The sequence below is a fragment of the Neptunomonas qingdaonensis genome, from assembly GCF_900113275.1.
GTDB classification, from domain to species: domain Bacteria; phylum Pseudomonadota; class Gammaproteobacteria; order Pseudomonadales; family Balneatricaceae; genus Neptunomonas; species Neptunomonas qingdaonensis.
In genome coordinates, this window is the sequence record NZ_FOOU01000002.1 from 342,297 (window position 1) to 360,571 (window position 18,275).

The 18,275-nt window shown below is 47.0% G+C and carries 14 protein-coding genes; 2 read left to right on the forward strand and 12 right to left on the reverse strand.

The window, feature by feature from the left end; translation table 11 throughout:
• Positions 1-605 precede the first annotated feature (605 nt).
• Both mutS and fdxA read left to right on the forward strand, forming a co-directional pair.
• Positions 606-3,191: a DNA mismatch repair protein MutS gene (mutS, locus tag BM099_RS04510; RefSeq protein ID WP_090724995.1), complete on the forward strand. Its 2,586-nt coding sequence runs from the start codon at positions 606-608 to the stop codon at positions 3,189-3,191.
• 92 nt (positions 3,192-3,283) lie between these two features.
• Positions 3,284-3,607, forward strand: coding sequence for a ferredoxin FdxA (fdxA, locus tag BM099_RS04515; RefSeq protein ID WP_090724998.1), 324 nt, complete (start codon positions 3,284-3,286; stop codon positions 3,605-3,607).
• Between the two features lie 29 nt (positions 3,608-3,636).
• Here fdxA and rpoS read toward each other — a convergent pair whose 3' ends face one another.
• The 12 genes from rpoS to dnaE form a co-directional block, all read right to left on the reverse strand.
• Positions 3,637-4,635, reverse strand: a complete 999-nt coding sequence (rpoS, locus tag BM099_RS04520) for an RNA polymerase sigma factor RpoS (protein ID WP_090725001.1) — start codon at positions 4,633-4,635, stop codon at positions 3,637-3,639.
• 41 nt (positions 4,636-4,676) lie between these two features.
• Positions 4,677-5,444: a peptidoglycan DD-metalloendopeptidase family protein gene (locus BM099_RS04525; RefSeq protein ID WP_244889911.1), complete on the reverse strand. Its 768-nt coding sequence runs from the start codon at positions 5,442-5,444 to the stop codon at positions 4,677-4,679.
• Between the two features lie 102 nt (positions 5,445-5,546).
• A complete protein-coding gene (locus tag BM099_RS04530) occupies positions 5,547-6,485 on the reverse strand; it encodes a polyprenyl-phosphate transporter (protein ID WP_244889912.1) in 939 nt (312 codons plus the stop codon).
• A gap of 13 nt (positions 6,486-6,498) precedes the next feature.
• Positions 6,499-7,134 carry a protein-L-isoaspartate(D-aspartate) O-methyltransferase gene (locus BM099_RS04535; RefSeq protein WP_198064094.1) on the reverse strand — a complete coding sequence of 212 codons (636 nt, stop codon included), beginning with the start codon at positions 7,132-7,134 and terminating at the stop codon, positions 6,499-6,501.
• Positions 7,135-7,160: 26 nt separating this feature from the next.
• Entirely contained in the window at positions 7,161-7,913 is a 753-nt protein-coding gene (gene surE / locus BM099_RS04540; RefSeq protein WP_090725007.1) for a 5'/3'-nucleotidase SurE, read from the reverse strand.
• Between the two features lie 17 nt (positions 7,914-7,930).
• The gene (gene truD, locus BM099_RS04545; RefSeq protein WP_090725011.1) at positions 7,931-8,956 is read right to left on the reverse strand and encodes a tRNA pseudouridine(13) synthase TruD; all 1,026 of its coding nucleotides are present in this window, start codon (positions 8,954-8,956) and stop codon (positions 7,931-7,933) included.
• A gap of 2 nt (positions 8,957-8,958) precedes the next feature.
• Entirely contained in the window at positions 8,959-9,255 is a 297-nt protein-coding gene (gene ftsB / locus BM099_RS04550) for a cell division protein FtsB (RefSeq protein WP_090725013.1), read from the reverse strand.
• Positions 9,256-9,364: 109 nt separating this feature from the next.
• Positions 9,365-10,660, reverse strand: coding sequence for a phosphopyruvate hydratase (gene eno / locus BM099_RS04555; RefSeq protein WP_090725016.1), 1,296 nt, complete (start codon positions 10,658-10,660; stop codon positions 9,365-9,367).
• A 48-nt stretch (positions 10,661-10,708) separates the two neighbouring features.
• Positions 10,709-12,340, reverse strand: coding sequence for a CTP synthase (locus tag BM099_RS04560; RefSeq protein ID WP_090725018.1), 1,632 nt, complete (start codon positions 12,338-12,340; stop codon positions 10,709-10,711).
• Positions 12,341-12,425: 85 nt separating this feature from the next.
• A complete protein-coding gene (gene tilS, locus BM099_RS04565) occupies positions 12,426-13,721 on the reverse strand; it encodes a tRNA lysidine(34) synthetase TilS (RefSeq protein ID WP_090725023.1) in 1,296 nt (431 codons plus the stop codon).
• 10 nt (positions 13,722-13,731) lie between these two features.
• Complete coding sequence (accA, locus tag BM099_RS04570) at positions 13,732-14,688, reverse strand: acetyl-CoA carboxylase carboxyl transferase subunit alpha (RefSeq protein ID WP_090725025.1); 957 nt, start codon at positions 14,686-14,688, stop codon at positions 13,732-13,734.
• A gap of 86 nt (positions 14,689-14,774) precedes the next feature.
• A complete protein-coding gene (dnaE, locus tag BM099_RS04575; protein ID WP_090725028.1) occupies positions 14,775-18,269 on the reverse strand; it encodes a DNA polymerase III subunit alpha in 3,495 nt (1,164 codons plus the stop codon).
• Positions 18,270-18,275: the final 6 nt, after the last annotated feature.

Sequence of the window (18,275 nt, forward strand, 5' to 3'; positions counted from 1 at the left end):
ATAACAATAACGCCTATTCAAAAGCAACAGCAGGTATTTACACTAACTGGTCTTACCATTAAATCTCCATAGCCAAGGCCCTGAGATGAAATCCTGAATAAGCCTATACAATCTTTATACTCTGCATAATCCATGAGGACACTGACAAATTAACCTTATTATTCAAGCTAGAATCAAACAAAAAAACGAATCATAAGATTCAGCTATTAAGCTACTGAATTAACACTATTAATTTGATAAGAAAAGGTGAGTTCGAATCGCCGGCCTCTAGCATGTCAAAGTCGATTACCTGCTTTTTTGCGAAGGAAAAGAACAGACACCTGCAATTAACTGAATCTGCTTTGACCTTGGCGTCAGGCTTCATCGCCTCATAGCCGCTGACGATAGCGGTTTAGCGGCTGATTTGGTAACCTGCATCACTTGTTTTGATCTCCTTTATTAGCACTAGATTTCCATGCACTTATGATCAAGCGCCGGGGCTGGCTGAACAAAAAAGTGTAACTTTTTAATGAATACACATGAAACAACATGAACACAGCAGAAACAGTCTGACTCAACAAGATAATAGCTAACCAATTGTTTTATATAGGCATAATAGATTTATAATGAGTAAAAAAACAGCTAAAACAATAGCTACAAAGCCTGAACACACACCGATGATGCAGCAGTATTTTAAAATTAAAGCTGAACATCCGGATCAGCTGGTTTTTTATCGGATGGGGGATTTTTACGAGCTATTTTATGATGACGCTAAGCGCGCATCAGCGTTGCTCAACATTTCACTGACGGCGCGGGGAAAATCAGGCGGCAATCCGATTCCTATGGCGGGTCTGCCTTATCATGCGGCCGAAGGCTATATCGCCAAAATTGTCAGCGCAGGCGAGTCTGTCGTTATTTGTGAACAGTTTGGTGATCCTGCCGCGAGCAAAGGCCCCATGGAACGCAAGGTTGCGCGTATCGTTACACCGGGCACCTTAAGTGACGAAGCTTTTTTAGATGAATCCCGCGATAACATATTATTGGCGATCTACGCCTCCCAGTCACGCTATGGCGTTTCTTTAGTCGATATCAGCACCGGGCGTTTTAGCCTGATGGAGCTTGAGGATGACGAGTCATTACTCGCTGAATTAGAGCGCCTCAAACCTGCAGAAGTGCTGTATAACGACGACAGCAATCTGGGCCAACTACTCAAAGGGCGTAAAGGCATTCGCCCGCAAGCCCCGTGGAATTTTGAACCGGAAACCTCACAGCGCTTATTGTGCCAACAGTTCAACACGCAAGATCTTGAAGGTTTCGGTTGTGCACAGATGCACATCGCCATTGGTGCGGCAGGATGCCTGCTGCAATACGCAAAAGACACGCAACGCTCTGCTTTACCGCATATCCGTCGACTACAGATAGAACAACGATCTGAAACCGTTATTCTGGATGCAGCAACACGCCGCAATCTGGAAATTGATCAGAACCTGGCCGGCGGGCGCGAAAATACTTTATTAAGCGTGATGGATAACACCGCCACGTCGATGGGTAGCCGGCTGTTGCGACGCTGGTTAAACCAGCCCCTCAGGGACAAAAGTACATTACTGCAACGCCAAAGCTCGATTCGCTGGTTGCAGCAAAACTATCGCTATGAATCCCTGGCAGAAACACTCAAGGGGATAGGCGATATTGAGCGTATTTTATCACGTGTCGGGCTGGGTTCTGCACGCCCCCGAGACCTCGAACGCCTGAAAGATGCTTTGCAGCGTCTACCTGAACTGCAAGCGTTACTCGTCGATGAACATCGTGCACCTCATATCAATGCATTATCAGCGTCGATCAGTGAATTCCCGGAACAAGCCAGCTTACTGAAAAAAGCCATTATGGATAACCCTCCCGTGGTGATTCGGGATGGCGGTGTTATTGCTGAAGGTTATGACGAAGAGTTAGACGAGCTGCGCAATATCAGTGAAAACGCCGGCGACTATTTGATCAAACTAGAGCAACAAGAACGTGAACGCTCGGGCATATCCACACTCAAGGTGGGATACAACCGGGTACATGGCTACTTTATCGAGATCAGCAAAGGCCAGGCGGATGCCGCACCTGCTGATTATATTCGCCGCCAGACACTGAAAAATGCTGAACGCTTTATCACTCCCGAACTTAAAAGTTTTGAAGACAAAGCACTCAGTGCTAAAAGCCGCGCGCTGGCACGTGAAAAATCCTTGTATGAAGCACTCATAGCCCTATTAGCAGAACAGCTTCCTGCATTGCAGGATTGCGCACAGGCACTGGCAGAACTGGATACACTCAACAACCTTGCCGAGCGGGCTGATACACTTAACTTTAACGCCCCTCACCTGCATGATACGCCACAGCTTCATATTATTGCGGGACGCCATCCGGTCGTTGAGTCGGTCCTGGAGTCACCCTTTGTTGCCAATGATCTGTCACTGGATCCCGAGCGACGCATGCTGATCATCACCGGCCCAAACATGGGCGGTAAATCCACCTACATGCGCCAGGCGGCACTCATAAGCTTGTTGGCACACATTGGCAGTTATGTGCCTGCTGAAGTGGTCAACATTGGCATTATGGATCGTATCTTTACGCGCATGGGCTCTTCGGATGATTTGGCCGGTGGGCGATCTACCTTTATGGTAGAGATGACAGAAACCGCTAACATTTTACACAATGCCACTGAAAACAGTCTGGTGCTGATGGATGAAGTGGGCAGAGGAACCAGCACCTTCGACGGTTTATCCCTAGCGTGGTCTGCAGCAGAGTTTCTGGCGTTACAGATTAAAGCTTTTACCTTATTCGCCACGCACTATTTTGAGCTTACCGCGCTTCCTGAGCAGCAGGAAGGTGTCTTTAACGTTCACCTCAACGCTCTGGAACACCAGGACAGCATCGTTTTCATGCATGAAGTTCATGATGGACCCGCAAGCCAGAGTTACGGTTTACAAGTGGCACAACTGGCCGGGGTGCCTGACCACGTGATCGCTCAGGCAAAACAAAAACTAATTCAGCTGGAAGCCGATTCTGTTGTATCAAGCAAGCGTGCTGCACCGCCACCGCCCATTCAGGATGATATGTTCAACTCACATACCCACCCGGCCATCGAACAACTAAAACAGCTGGATGTGGACAATCTCTCTCCACGTGAGGCACTGGAACTGCTATATTCATTAAAAAGTAAACTTTAAGGCACTCTTTAAAGAAGCCAAATAACAAAACTATTTACAAAACCAATGGCAGTCCTAATTGCCAGCCGAAAAAATATGCGTGGAGGTAAATAATGACCTATGTAGTGACGCAAAACTGTATACGCTGTAAATATACGGATTGTGTGGAAGTCTGCCCGGTAGATTGCTTTTACGCAGGCGAAAATTTTCTGGTCATCCATCCTGATGAATGCATAGATTGCGGTTTATGTGAGCCGGAATGCCCTGCGGAAGCGATTTTCTTAGATGATGATGTCCCGGAAGATCAGCAGATATTTATAGAGATAAATGCTCAACTGGCAGAAAAGTGGCCCAATATTACCGAGCGTATTGAACCCATGGAAGATGCGGAAGAATGGAAAGACAAGCCTAACAAGCTTGCCCTTCTCATTAAATAATCACGAGTAGATGACATAATTAACAACGATTATGCCAGTAAGTCTTCGCTGCTCAGACCGTTTTTCTCAACAATTTCACGCAGCTTACGCAACGCTTCAACCTGAATTTGTCTGACACGTTCACGTGTCAGACCAATTTCTGTACCCACCTCTTCCAACGTGCTCATTTCATAATTACGCAAGCCAAAACGGCGTGATAAAACTTCAGCATGCTTGTCTGGAAGCATATCCAACCACTTGTCGAGATTACCACTAATATTGGTATTCTGAAGCAGCACTTCAGGATCCGAGGTTTCTGTGTCAGCGATAGTTTCAATGGCAGACTTATCGGAATCACCCATAGGTATATCAATGGAGGTGACTCGCTCATTCAGCCTCAGAACTTTCTGAACTTTATCTACAGGCTTACTCACCAACTCAGCAATTTCTTCAGCTGTAGGCTCATGATCGAGTTTCTGAGACAGCTCACGTGCAGCGCGCAGATACACATTCAGCTCTTTGACCACATGTATGGGTAATCTAATCGTACGTGTTTGATTCATGATCGCACGTTCAATCGTTTGTCTGATCCACCAGGTGGCATAAGTAGAAAACCGGAAACCACGTTCAGGATCAAATTTTTCGACGGCACGAATCAGACCAAGGTTACCCTCTTCAATCAGATCCAACAAAGTCAGACCACGATTAATATAACGACGCGAGATTTTAACCACCAAACGGAGGTTACTTTCGATCATTCGCTTGCGCGCTTTCATATCACCTTTTAACGCAAGTCGGGAAAAGTAGACCTCTTCTTCAGCACTGAGTAGCGGTGAAAATCCAATCTCATTAAGATACAGCTGAGTCGCATCTAAAGACTTGGCATTCATTAAATCTTTATGTGCCAAACTACCGCGTCCACGCCCACTGTTGAGAAACTCAGGTTCGTCATCAACAGTCGCCTCTGTATCCATATCCAGATTATCGCCATCATCAGAATCGAGTAACAGCTCTTCTTTTTTCTGCTTACTTTTTTCGAGAATCGTCATCACCGTCATCACCTATCTAGCACTATCAAAATTAATATGGTCTACCTTTTGGGTAGATATCGTAGCGGATTAACTGGCTTACCATCCTTGCGGATTTCGAAATGAAGCATCGTGCGAGTTGTACCGCTATTACCTATTTCGGCAACTTTCGCTCCAGCATTAACATTTTCGTTCTCTTTTACAAAAATATTACTATTGTGAGCATAAGCACTGAGGTATTCCTGATTATGATTAATGATTATAAGATTTCCATAACCCAGTAAACCGCTCCCCGCATACACGACTTTTCCTGCAGCAGCGGCATACACTGGCTCACCTCGCTGCCCTTCCATATTAATACCTTTATTAACATTACCCTTATCTGAATAAGTACTGATGACCCTACCTTTTGCTGGCCATTGCCAAATCAGATCTTTACTCGCTACGGGTGCTGATACAGGTTCTTTTTGATGTACTACTGTTGCGGACGGCTGAATTTTTTCAGCTTGAGGATCAGGAGTGACAGTTGGGGGCGCTGTCTGCTTTACACCCGACTCCCCCTTAGTCTTCGTAGATGCCACTATGCCAGGCGCCACTTTTGCAGCGGCAGTAACGGGACCTTTCAAATAGAGTGTCTGACCCGCATTAATTCTGAAGCTCTGGTCTATATTATTAGCGCGAGCCAACTCACGGTAATCTAATCCGTAGCGCCATGCGATTGAATACAGTGTATCGCCTCGTTTAACACGATACGTTGTCGGTGCGTTCCGATACCTGGAAGACCTGACCAGCTCCACTTTATTATCAAGCGCACTGGAACGGTCACTCACGGGGGCATATCCCGAGGCGCACCCTTGCAACATCAGAAGCATTACGCTTATCAGAATGATTTTTATTTTAATCTCTTTGCTATTCTGTCGGATATACACAATTTATCTGTTCGTTGACTGGCCTCTTTCCATCCACAGTACAATTACTACACCTAATATTAATAAAGCAATGGATGCCATCATGAAAGAGTCCTGACCACTTAACGCCTCATAGACAAAAGGAGACACGTTATCCTGGGCTAATGGTACTTGCTTACCATGGCTATTTAATGTGTAGGCCGTCGTGTATTTCCAGGGCCAGACTTTGTTTAATGACCCCAGAAGAAAACCAGACATCACAGCCAATGTTGGCATTCTGTGTGTTGTAAATAACCAATTCAGTAATCGGGAAAAACTTAATAAACCGACAACACATCCGGCGCCGAATAACCCGATGATGGCTAGCTCAGCATCTTTAATCGCTTGCAGTACCGGAGCATACATTCCTAATAACAATAAAATAAACGAACCCGATATCCCAGGCAGAATCATTGCACAAATCGCGATGCTGCCTGATAAAAATACCGTCACTGCACTCACCGGAATCTCTGTAGGGGTTAAACTGGTAATTAAATAGGCTAGCACTGCCCCCGTCAGAAACAATGTAATATAGGTAGAGTCCCAATGGGGAATATGCCTTGATATCACCCAGGTTGACGCCAGAATCAGCCCGAAAAAGAACGACCAGAGCATAACGGGATAACTGGCCAGCATAAACAAAACGATATTGGCAAACGTCACCAGGCTGATAATAATTCCGCTGAGCAACGTCAGTAAAAAATTACCATTAACATGCTTCCAGAAAGCCCGTGGCCCTTGAGAAAATAACACCCTGACTGCATCAAGATCAAAGCGGCGAATACTGCCGATCAGCTCTTCATAAATACCCGTAATAAAAGCAATGGTTCCGCCTGACACACCAGGAACGGCATCGGCAGCGCCCATCAAAACGCCTTTGCAAGCCAAGATAAAATACTCTTTTAAGCGACGCTGCTGGCTCACAATATCTATCTCCTTATCGTATTGTTCCGGCCAATAAAGGCACGAACTTAACATTCTCAATAATATGGGTATCAAAAGCCATCTCATTTACCCGAATGACCAGCTTTAATTGTTGCTGAGACTGCCCCACGGGAATCACTAACCTTCCACCAATAGCTAACTGAGCTAACAGCTCTTCAGGGATCTTTTCCGGTGCGGCCGTTACCATGATGCCATCAAAAGGAGCTTTAGACGGCCAGCCCATACCACCATCCGTATGTTGGAGATAGATATTTTTCAATCCCATCTGCTGGAAGCGCTCCTTCGACTTGTCTTGTAACTGCTTAATTCGCTCCACTGAATAAACCTGATCTACCAGCTGCGCAATCACCGCGGTTTGATAACCAGACCCGGTTCCGACTTCCAAAACACGCTTCAGAGGACCGGCAGCAAGTAGTAACTCTGTCATTTTCGCCACAATATAGGGCTGAGAAATCGTCTGATTAAAGCCGATAGGTAATGCGGTATCTTCGTAAGCACGGTGAGATAGCGCCTCATCAATAAAGATATGACGGGGCGTTTCTTTGATAACAGCAAGTACCTGCTCATCCGTAATATTTTGTTCCCGAAGACGCGTAATAAGACGATCACGCGTTCTTCGTGAGGTCATACCTATACCCTGAAGACGGATATCATTCACTGAAGATCCTCCAACCACTCTCCCAGACTTTCCATACCTGCATACAAGGTCATATCGATATGTAAAGGCGTAATTGAAACGAAACCTTGTTCAATCGCATGAAAGTCGGTTCCCGGCTCTTTATCTACCGCATCGCCAGAACCAGCCACCCAGTAACGTATTTTTCCCCGCGGGTCCGCTACGGCCACGGGTTTCCCAGCCGCGGCCCTGTGGCCTAATCGTGTAATATGAATACCCTTGATTTCAGAAAGCGGCAGATCCGGCACATTAATATTCAATACGGTACGCGCAGGTAATTTGAGTTTTTCAATATTCATCAGTATATTTTTGGCGACAGCCGCCGCTGTCGCATAATATTTCGGATCATGACTGGCTAATGAGATAGCGATCGGCGGCAACCCTAATGCCCGTCCCTCCATCGCCGCAGCAACGGTACCAGAATAGATAACATCGTCGCCCAGATTAGCGCCTGCATTTATACCCGATACAACAATATCAGGCAGCATGCCAAATAATCCGGAAATCCCCATATGAACACAATCAGTAGGGGTGCCATTCAAGCTGAAAAATCCATTGTTTTCATGCTGATGCGCATCAACGGGACGAGACAAGGTTAGTGCATTACTGGCACCGCTACGATTTCGGTCAGGAGCAACGATCTGCACCTGAGCCACTTCAGACAATGCCTGCGCCAGCGCTTCCAGCCCTGGAGAAAATACGCCGTCGTCATTGGAGATCAGAATATTCATAATTATTTTTCTTCTGCTTAGGTCTGTAAAGTCTCACACAATTCCCGCAATACACTAGTCGCAAAAGAACCGGCCGGCAACGAAAAGCTTAATAGCCATTGCCCATCCGACTCTTTAATAGCGCGCAGCCCTTCAGGTACTAATCTTAACGCTCTGCGTTCCTGTTGCAATCCCAAGTGCTCCAAACGCTCGGTTACACTCCGCCAAGGGTCCACAATACTGTTTTCCCATGCAGCGGCCTGATCAGCCACAAGAGTCGTACCTCTTCCCCAAAGCGGCCCACTCAAATGTACATCAAACGTTTGCAACCTTGCTATGAGCGCATCATCGACTGCTTCAGCCAGAAAATGACTACGCGAACCATTCAACATCATGATATCGCCTGGCATAATTTTATCCCATAGTCCCTGCTCAATTCTCTGGGATGCTATGTGATTAAATAGCCAGGATCTGACGGCCGAAATATATAAGCCTTTTTTGTGACGCTGGCGCTCTTTAAACTCGCCATTAATCATCGCCAGACCTTTAATCAGGTTTCCACCCTCCCGGCCAAAACGTTGCTCACCAAAGTAATTCGGCACACCTGTTTTAATGCTTTCAAGGCGTTCGAGGAATTCACTTTCATGGGTCAGATTTCTCAGCCGGATAGTAAAGCGGTTACCCAGCAAGGCGCCTAATCGCAATTTCCTCTGATGGCGCACCGACTCAAGAACTTCTATTGAATCGCCACCAAACAGTGCCCAGTCTATTTTACGCGTTATCGGCAAACGAACACTAAACCACTGCTGAGTAACCGCATGACGATCTTTTTTCCCGGCATAACCGACATCTTTAATGGGAATCTGACAAAACTTAGCCAGCAACTTTGCTACCCAGTCGGTATTTTCACCCGTTTTGCGAATCAGAAGAAACTCGTGCTCGCCTTCCCCTTCTGCAACAAAAGAAGGGATTTCAACCACCTGAAAGTCCTCAGGTAGCTGACGAATAACAGCCTGACTGATTGGCTTAGTGTTCAGATAGTGATACTGGGTTGGCAGGTCCATTATTAATTCTCAATTTCTTTGGAAGGAGGTTCAACCAGCTGATAAAACGTCTCACCTTCGCGCACCATACCCTGATCACTACGGGCACGCTCTTCAATAGCAGAAAGACCTTTTTTCAGATCAGTCACTTCAGCCTCAAGCTGCCTGTTACGCATCTGCAGACGTTCGTTTTCTTCGACCTGTTCACCAATCTGTTTCTGCAAATTTAATATATGCATAATATTGGCGTCACCAAACCAAAGACGAAACTGCAGTCCCAAAAGTATGACGAGTAATAATGCAATAAACCAGCGAAACACAATATGCCCCTGAGCCTAAAAACAAAACCTAAAAACAGAACTTAAAAACAGAACTTAAAAACAGAGTCTAAAAAGGGGGCCGAAGCCCCCTTCTGAAGAGATACAGACGTTACGCCTGACCTTTTATTTCCGCAAGCCCGTTATAAATAGCCTTAGCACCCAGCTCTTCTTCAATACGCAGCAGACGATTGTACTTAGCAACGCGATCAGAACGGCACAATGAACCCGTTTTAATCTGTCCTGCCGCTGTACCCACTGCCAAATCAGCAATAGTGGTATCTTCTGTTTCACCAGAACGATGTGATATCACCACAGTGAAACCCGCATCTTTTGCCATTTTAATAGCATCCAGCGTTTCAGATAACGAACCGATCTGATTAAATTTAATCAAAATGGAATTGCCGATATTCTGTTCAATACCACGACTCAGGATTTTTGTGTTAGTAACAAACAAATCATCACCAACTAACTGCACCTTATCGCCAATCTTCTTCGTCAGATATGCCCAACCATCCCAATCAGACTCATCCAGTCCGTCTTCAATTGAAACGATGGGGTAGTTTTCGGTCAGCGCTGCCAGGTAATCGCTGAAACCTTCTGCATCAAAAACTTTGCCTTCACCGGAAAGATCATACTTGCCATCTTTGTAGAATTCAGAGGCTGCACAATCCAACGCTAACGTGACATCCTTGCCTAACTCATAACCTGCATTTGAAATGGCTTCTTTAATAACAACCAACGCTTCTTCGTTAGATGCAAGATCCGGTGCAAAACCACCTTCATCACCCACAGATGTACTCAAACCTTTAGCTTTCAACACAGCTTTCAATGAGTGGAAAATTTCAGCGCCGCAACGCAGGCCATCTGAGAACTTAGTGAAGTTGACGGGTTGAACCATAAACTCCTGAATATCAACGTTGTTATCAGCATGCTCACCGCCATTTATAATATTCATCATAGGCACCGGTAATGAAAACTGCCCCGGGGTACCATTAATTTCGGCAATATGTGCGTACAGTGGAATGCCTTTTTCAACAGCCGCCGCTTTGGCTGCAGCCAAAGAAACTGCCAGAATCGCATTGGCGCCTAAATGCTCTTTATTTTCAGTGCCATCTAACGCCAACATAACATTATCTAATGCGCGCTGATCGGTAACATCCATTCCCATCAGGGCATCACGAATAACACCATTGATAGCCGCTACTGCTTTCAAAACACCTTTGCCTAAGTAACGGGATTTATCGCCGTCACGCAGTTCTAATGCTTCACGGGAACCAGTAGAGGCACCGGAAGGGGCACATGCAGAACCCACAACACCGGACGCCAGAATCACGTCTGCTTCTACCGTTGGGTTACCTCGTGAATCCAGTACTTCGCGTGCTTTGATATCGGCAATCTTAGCCATTCTTTCTCTCCAATATTCCTAAAACGATGAAAATCCCGGCACGGACTCTTACTGACGGCGCGCCTGTTCAGCTAATGCTGCTTCAATAAAACCAGTGAAGAGTCCATGTCCATCACGAGGAGATGACGTGAACTCGGGATGGAACTGACATGCGACGAACCACGGATGATCAGGCACTTCTACCACTTCGACAAGTTCACCATCTACTGAACGTCCTGCAATACTTAATCCAGCTTCTTCAAGAATCGAAACGTAATTATTATTTACTTCATAGCGATGGCGATGGCGTTCAACAATATCGGTGCTACCGTATGAACGAGCGGCCGTAGATCCCTCTTTAAGATGACACTTCTGTGCACCCAGTCGCATAGTGCCACCCAGGTCAGCGCCAGCAGTGCGTACTTCGACATCACCTTCTTCTGTTGTCCACTCGGTTATCAAGCCGATAACAGGGTGCTCTGCGTGTTTATCGAATTCTGTAGATGTTGCACCTTCTAGTTTGGCAACATGACGCGCGTACTCTATAACAGCGACCTGCATTCCCAGACAGATACCCAAATACGGTACTTTGTTTTCACGTGCATACTGAACCGCAGAAATTTTGCCTTCCACACCGCGTTCACCAAAGCCACCCGGAACAAGAATCGCGCAGGCATCTTTAAGTATTTCTACGCCCTCACGTTCTACACGCTCGGAATCAATATACTCAATACGTACTTTTCTGCGCAGCTTGATACCGGCATGGGAAATCGCTTCGATCAGCGACTTATACGCATCCAGCAATTCCATGTACTTTCCAACCATGGCAATCTTAACTTCGCCATCCGGATGAAGATGCGCATCGGCAACAGCTATCCACTCACTCAGATCTGCTGTTGGCGCGTCCAGATTGAAACGTTCAACAACGATATCATCCAATCCCTGATCCCAGAGCATTTTAGGAATATCGTAGATAGTTTCGGCATCAGGCATAGAGATAACGGCACGTTCCTCTACGTTAGTAAACAGCGACAACTTACGTCGTGCTGAATCAGGAATGGCCTGCTCTGAACGACATACCAGAATATCTGGCTGAATACCGATCGAGCGCAGCTCTTTAACTGAATGCTGGGATGGCTTGGTCTTAATCTCACCGGCGGTGGCAATATATGGCACCAGCGTCAGGTGCATAAACATGGCGCGGGAGAAACCAACCTCTGCTTTCAACTGACGCACAGCTTCGAGGAAGGGTTGCGATTCTATATCACCCACCGTCCCACCAATTTCGACAAGTGCTACATCAACATCGCCAGCACCTTCAACAACACGACGCTTAATTTCATCAGTGATATGCGGGATCACCTGAACGGTGCCTCCCAGATAGTCGCCACGGCGTTCTTTATTCAGTACGTGTTGATAAACACGTCCCGTCGTAAAGTTATTACGTTTATTCATAGTAGTACGAATAAATCGTTCATAATGCCCAAGGTCAAGATCCGTCTCAGCCCCATCTTCCGTAACGAACACTTCCCCGTGCTGGAAAGGGCTCATCGTACCAGGATCGACATTGATATAAGGATCAAGTTTCAACATAGTAACTTTTAAACCGCGCGCTTCTAAAATAGCTGCAAGCGAAGCGGATGCGATGCCTTTGCCCAAAGAGGACACGACACCACCTGTGACGAAAATGTAACGCGTCATGTGGAACCTGTTTTAGCTGAAAGTGAGGAAAAAAAACTAACCAAAGATGGGGCTACAGGGTAGCAAAGAAAGGGGCTCGGGACAATCAGAAAGGTTCCCAACTTAGCGAGAATCCCGGCGTGTCAGAAGATGTGGCATTCCACCCTTCACAGATACAGATTCCAGGTAGAGCAACGATCTCGTCATCCACCATACAAACCGGCCAGTTTTGTCTCTGCCAAGGAGGAATGGAGGCTTCCTGGAAGAGCTTTTTAAGCGTCTTTCGCCCTCGACCAACGGGCCGGCAACTCATCCCCTCAAGCCTTTTAACACAAACAACCTTATCTAGCACTTTAAGGCGATCACTCCCAGCCTGACAAGACTCTACCGTCAAAACACCCCCTTTCAGGTCAATACGCCCCTCGTACAACGGCAGCCTTTCGATACATTCCTCATCTGTTGCCAGGGAGCACAGGTGCAGGTTGCCTCTATAGCGACGTAAAAGGGCCGATTTCAACGTAAACTGAGGGTTTTTGTCGGCGGCTGAGTGAAAAAAATCCTGATCCACCTGCGCAAGCTGAATCTCGTTCAACGTATCGCCCTGAAGATTATAAACCCAGCGGCGAATGAGCGCTTTTCGCTTATGGGACGCAACAGAGGCCAGCAAATCACCATCAAGCGCACATTTACCCAGCAACAGCCCAGCTAACTCCTGATCAAGATACTCATCAAGCATCTGTCGCTCATGCCGCAACAGTTGACTCGTCGCTGATAGTCGCTCAACCACTGCGGGCCAGCGCTCCTTTAAAACCGGAAGTACCTTTAAGCGCAAGAAATTTCTATCATAAAGCGAACTTTGGTTACTCGGGTCTTCTATCCAGCTTAACTGCTGCGCACGCGCCCACGTCTCCAGCTCAAGCCGGGGAACCGATAGTAGCGGACGTACAATGTTATTGCCCCCCAGCATTCTACTCGAGGGCATTCCCGCCAACCCATGCAAACCACTACCACGAAGCAAGCGAAATAAAACAGTTTCTGCCTGATCATCTGCATGATGCGCCAGAAGCAGTACATCACCTGCCTTTAGAAAATGACTAAACGCCGCATACCGGGCATCACGCGCTGCCGCTTCGCTGCTATTTTCCGGGAACACATCTATTTGAGTGAACGGAAGCGCAAGACTCTCAGCCTGCTTTTGGCAAAAAGCCGACCACGCATCAGCACTTTCCTGCAAATGGTGGTTAACATGGAGTATGTGAAGTTTACAGGAAGGGAGATGTGATGCTGCCAGATGCAGCATCACAATTGAATCCAAACCGCCACTTAAAGCGATAACCCAGCGTTTGCCGGGGTAAGCTTGTATTGATTCTAAAAAAGCAGATATCAACGCCTGGCGGTTCATTACTGCTGCTTTAAGCAGATGTTAACCCGTAAGACATCAGGCGCTTGTAGCGACGCTCTAATAACTCATCAACAGACAGCTTATCTAACTTGCCTAATGTGTCGATTAACGCTTTCTTCAGGTTGATACACAGAGCTTCAGGGTTACGGTGTGCGCCACCCAATGGCTCTGCGACCACTTTATCCACCAAGCCAAGTTCATGCAGGCTACCCGACGTGATCCCCATCGCTTTAGCCGCATCAGGCGCACGCTCAGAACTTTTCCACAAGATTGAAGCACAACCTTCAGGAGAGATCACCGAATAAGTAGCGTATTGAAGCATCACCAGCTCATCGCATACACCAATAGCCAGAGCGCCACCAGAACCACCCTCTCCGACTACGGTAGAGATGATCGGCGTCTTAAACTGAGACATTTTTGCCAGATTAAAAGCAATCGCCTCACTCTGACCACGCTCTTCTGCATCAATACCAGGATAAGCGCCCGGTGTATCAATAAACGTCAGAATCGGCATTTCAAAGCGCTCTGCCATCTCCATAAGACGCAACGCCTTACGATAACCTTCCGGGCGCGGCATGCCAAAATTACGACGTACTTTTTCTTTGACTTCACGGCCTTTCTGATGACCAATAACCATCACGGGCCGACCTTCCAGACGTGCGATACCACCAACAATGGCGGCATCATCAGAAAAATGCCGATCGCCATGAATCTCTTCAAAATCTTCAAACATCAAGCGTACGTAATCCAGCGTATAAGGGCGCTTTGGATGACGCGATAACTGTGAAATTTGCCATGCAGAAAGATTTGTGAAGATCGATTCCGTTAAACTGCGGCTTTTTCCTAGCAGCTTGGTTAGTTCATCAGTAATGTTAATCTCTGTACCATCACCAACTAGCCTTAACTCTTCAATTTTGGCTTCGAGCTCTGCGATAGGCTGCTCAAAATCCAGATAATTCGGATTCATTCGATTCTTTCCGCTTAACCAGTAAATAAATATATCAAATTCAATCTGCCGATTTTACCGTTACACCGACAGGATAACCACCCTGATCAGTACTCTAGTATGATGCTTTCGTCGCCAAAATGATCTTTCAGGGCTAAAATCAACTCATCCGAAGGGTTTACCCTCCAGCTATCACCCAGTTTGACCACCCCTGAAGCATCATCCCGGCAATACTCTACGGCAACAGGAAGTCCTTCCGCAGAGCGATAAGTTTGCAAAACCCCTTCAAACTGCTTCAGATGACGAGCAGACAGCATTTTTTCAGCCGTTTTAACTTTGACAATCTGAGCATACTGTACCCGGGCCTGCGGAATGCTCGAGAGCTTATTGCAACGAACTTTAAGCCCCCCGGAATAGTCATCCTGGGTCACTTCACCTTCCATAATGACGATCGTATCTTTAACCGCCCAGTCACGCGTCTGCTCATACAGCTCACCATAAACGGTGATATCAATACGCGCCGAGCGATCATCCAGCGTCAGAAAACAAAGCGAGTCGCCACGCTTGGTCTTTTTAACGCGCTGATCAACAATCAGACCGGCGATCTTTTGCTGCCGGCCTCGCGCAGGCTGCAGATCCACTATCTTTTTCGAGACGAAACGGCTCAACTCTTTTTCGTACTCATCAATAGGGTGCCCTGTCAGATACAAGCCCAGCGTATCTTTTTCACCTTTGAGGCGCTCTTTATCCGACCAGCGACGTACATTAAGATATTCTTCGAAAGGATCGCGTGGCTGCTCCGATTCGACCTCACCAAACAAGTCAAATATGCCGGAATCCTGATTTCGCTCACTCTGATCAGCAGCACGCAGCGCATCACCTATAGCCGCCCATAATACAGAACGATCCGGCCCAAGCTTATCCAGCGCACCCGAGCGAACTAACGCCTCAAGCACACGCTTATTGAGTTTCTTCGCACCCACACGCTTACAAAAATCAAAGAAGTCTTTAAAATCACCCGCACCATCATTGCGCGCTTTAACGATCGCTTCGATGGGCCCTTCACCGACGCCTTTAATCGCTCCCAAGCCATATACGATCTGCCCTTCAGCGTTCACCGTAAACATATAGTCGCCAGAACACACATCCGGCAAGGCTGGCGGCAATCCCATGGCACGACAATCTTCAATAAAGATGACGACTTTATCGGTGTTCTGCATATCCGCCGACATAACCGAGGCCATAAAGGGTGCCGGATAATGTGTTTTCAGCCAGGCAGTCTGATATGACACCAGCGCATAGGCAGCGGAGTGTGATTTATTGAAACCATATCCGGCAAACTTCTCTACCAGATCAAATATGTTACCGGCGAGATCACGATCAATATTATTCTGCTCACAACCAACCAGAAACCCTTCACGCTGCTTCGCCATCTCTTCAGGTTTTTTCTTACCCATGGCACGGCGTAACATATCGGCACCGCCCAGAGAGTAACCCGCCATCACCTGAGCAATCTGCATAACCTGCTCTTGATAGAGAATAATCCCATAAGTAGGCTCTAATACCGGTTGCAAACTATCTAATTGATAATCTGCGTGCGGCCATGCCATTTCTGCACGCCCATGCTTACGGTTGATAAAGTCATCAACCATGCCCGACTGAAGAGGCCCAGGACGGAACAGCGCCACGAGCGCGACAATGTCTTCAAAGCGGGAAGGAAGCAAGCGACGCACCAGATCCTTCATGCCGCTGGACTCTAACTGAAATACAGCGGTTGTATTGGCTGATTGCAGCAAATCAAAAACCGTTTTATCTTCCAGCGGTATTAATGAGATATCGAGAGGCTCTTTCCCTTCTTTGGCTCGAATAGCATTAATGGTCTTCATCGCCCAATCAATGATAGTCAGTGTTCGCAAACCCAGAAAGTCAAACTTAACAAGGCCTGCTTCTTCTACATCATTTTTATCGAACTGAGTCACTAAACCGTGACCTTCTGCATCACAGTAGGTTGCTGAGAAATCAGTGAGTTTGGTCGGTGCGATAACAACACCACCTGCATGCTTACCAACGTTCCGGGTTACCCCTTCGAGTTTATAAGCCATCTCCATAATTTCCTGAGCTTCCTCACTTCCTGCTACAAAATCGCTTAATGCAGGCTCTTGCTCCATCGCTTTGGTCAACGTTATGCCGACTTCAAACGGAATCAGTTTTGATAGCTTATCCGCCAAACCAAACGCTTTACCTTGCACACGCGCAACATCCCGCACAACCGCTTTAGCGGCCATGGTACCGAAGGTAATGATCTGCGAAACAGCATCGCGACCATAAGTCCGCGCTACGTAGTCAATCACCTGATCACGATTATCCATACAAAAATCGATATCAAAATCGGGCATAGAGACACGTTCCGGGTTAAGAAAGCGCTCAAATAGCAGGTCATATTCGAGCGGATCCAGGTCGGTAATCTTTTGTGCATAAGCAACCAGTGAACCAGCACCCGAACCACGCCCGGGTCCGACAGGAATGCCGTTATCCTTAGCCCATTGGATAAAGTCCATGACGATCAAAAAGTAACCGGGAAACCCCATCTGCGTAATAATATCGAGCTCAAACGTGAGTCGTTCATCATACAGTTTGCGTTTTGCTGCATACTCCGGGTCATTTTTATCCAGCAGTACTTCTAAACGCTGCTCCAGACCATCTTCAGAAACCTTACAGAAGTACTCATCCATCATCATTCCGGCGGGTACCGGGTATTTCGGAAGATAGTAGGTACCTAAATCCAGCTCAATGTTACAGCGCTTGGCAATTTCCAGCGTGTTTTGTACGGCGCTGGGCAGATCAGAAAAAAGCTCAAGCATCTCTTCTGAAGTGCGAAAGTATTGCTGTGCAGAGTAATTCTTTGGCCGTCGAGGATCTTCCAACGTGCGACTCTGGTTAATACAAACACGTGCCTCATGTGCATCAAAGTCGCTTTCTTTAAGAAACATGACTTCGTTGGTAGCAACCAACGGGCAGTTTTTTTCCAGGCCTAAGCGCACACTTTCGGCAATAATAATATCTTCACCAACGCGTCCGGTTCTTTGCACCTCAAGATAAAAGCGTCCTGGAAAAAGCCCCATCCACTCATCGACAAGGCTGTCTGCCATCCCTTTCCCAGACAACATCGCGCGGCCGACCTCACCCTCTCTACATCCGGACAACGCGATCAAGCCTTCTGATTTTTCAATCAACCATGACTTTTTCACCAACGCTTTGTCCAGAATAAAGCCCTGCCCTTGTGCATAAGCTCTGGAAATTAACTCCATTAAATGCCGATAACCGAGCGCGTTCTGTACCAGCAGAGTGACACGATAGGGTTCTGCTTCATTATCAGTTTCATTAAGCACTAAAATATCTGCGCCACATATTGGCTTAACACCGGCCCCTGTCGCCGCCTTGAAAAACTTCACCAAAGCAAACAGGTTCACCTGGTCTGTCATCGCAACGGCAGGCATACCCGCCTCTTTAGCCGCCGCCACTAAACCTTTGACGCGCACTAAACCATCAATCAGGGAAAACTCAGTATGTACACGCAGATGTGCAAATTTTGTCGTTGGCATGCTCTG

What these genes read in the sequence shown, in the direction of transcription:
- mutS (WP_090724995.1), top strand. Translation starts at nt 606, where the DNA reads ATGAGTAAAAAAACAGCTAAAACAATAGCTACAAAGCCTGAACACACA.
- fdxA (WP_090724998.1), top strand. Translation starts at nt 3,284, where the DNA reads ATGACCTATGTAGTGACGCAAAACTGTATACGCTGTAAATATACGGAT.
- rpoS (WP_090725001.1), bottom strand. Translation starts at nt 4,635, where the DNA reads ATGACGATTCTCGAAAAAAGTAAGCAGAAAAAAGAAGAGCTGTTACTC.
- BM099_RS04535 (WP_198064094.1), bottom strand. Translation starts at nt 7,134, where the DNA reads ATGACCTCACGAAGAACGCGTGATCGTCTTATTACGCGTCTTCGGGAA.
- surE (WP_090725007.1), bottom strand. Translation starts at nt 7,913, where the DNA reads ATGAATATTCTGATCTCCAATGACGACGGCGTATTTTCTCCAGGGCTG.
- truD (WP_090725011.1), bottom strand. Translation starts at nt 8,956, where the DNA reads ATGGACCTGCCAACCCAGTATCACTATCTGAACACTAAGCCAATCAGT.
- eno (WP_090725016.1), bottom strand. Translation starts at nt 10,660, where the DNA reads ATGGCTAAGATTGCCGATATCAAAGCACGCGAAGTACTGGATTCACGA.
- BM099_RS04560 (WP_090725018.1), bottom strand. Translation starts at nt 12,340, where the DNA reads ATGACGCGTTACATTTTCGTCACAGGTGGTGTCGTGTCCTCTTTGGGC.
- tilS (WP_090725023.1), bottom strand. Translation starts at nt 13,721, where the DNA reads ATGAACCGCCAGGCGTTGATATCTGCTTTTTTAGAATCAATACAAGCT.
- accA (WP_090725025.1), bottom strand. Translation starts at nt 14,688, where the DNA reads ATGAATCCGAATTATCTGGATTTTGAGCAGCCTATCGCAGAGCTCGAA.
- dnaE (WP_090725028.1), bottom strand. Translation starts at nt 18,269, where the DNA reads ATGCCAACGACAAAATTTGCACATCTGCGTGTACATACTGAGTTTTCC.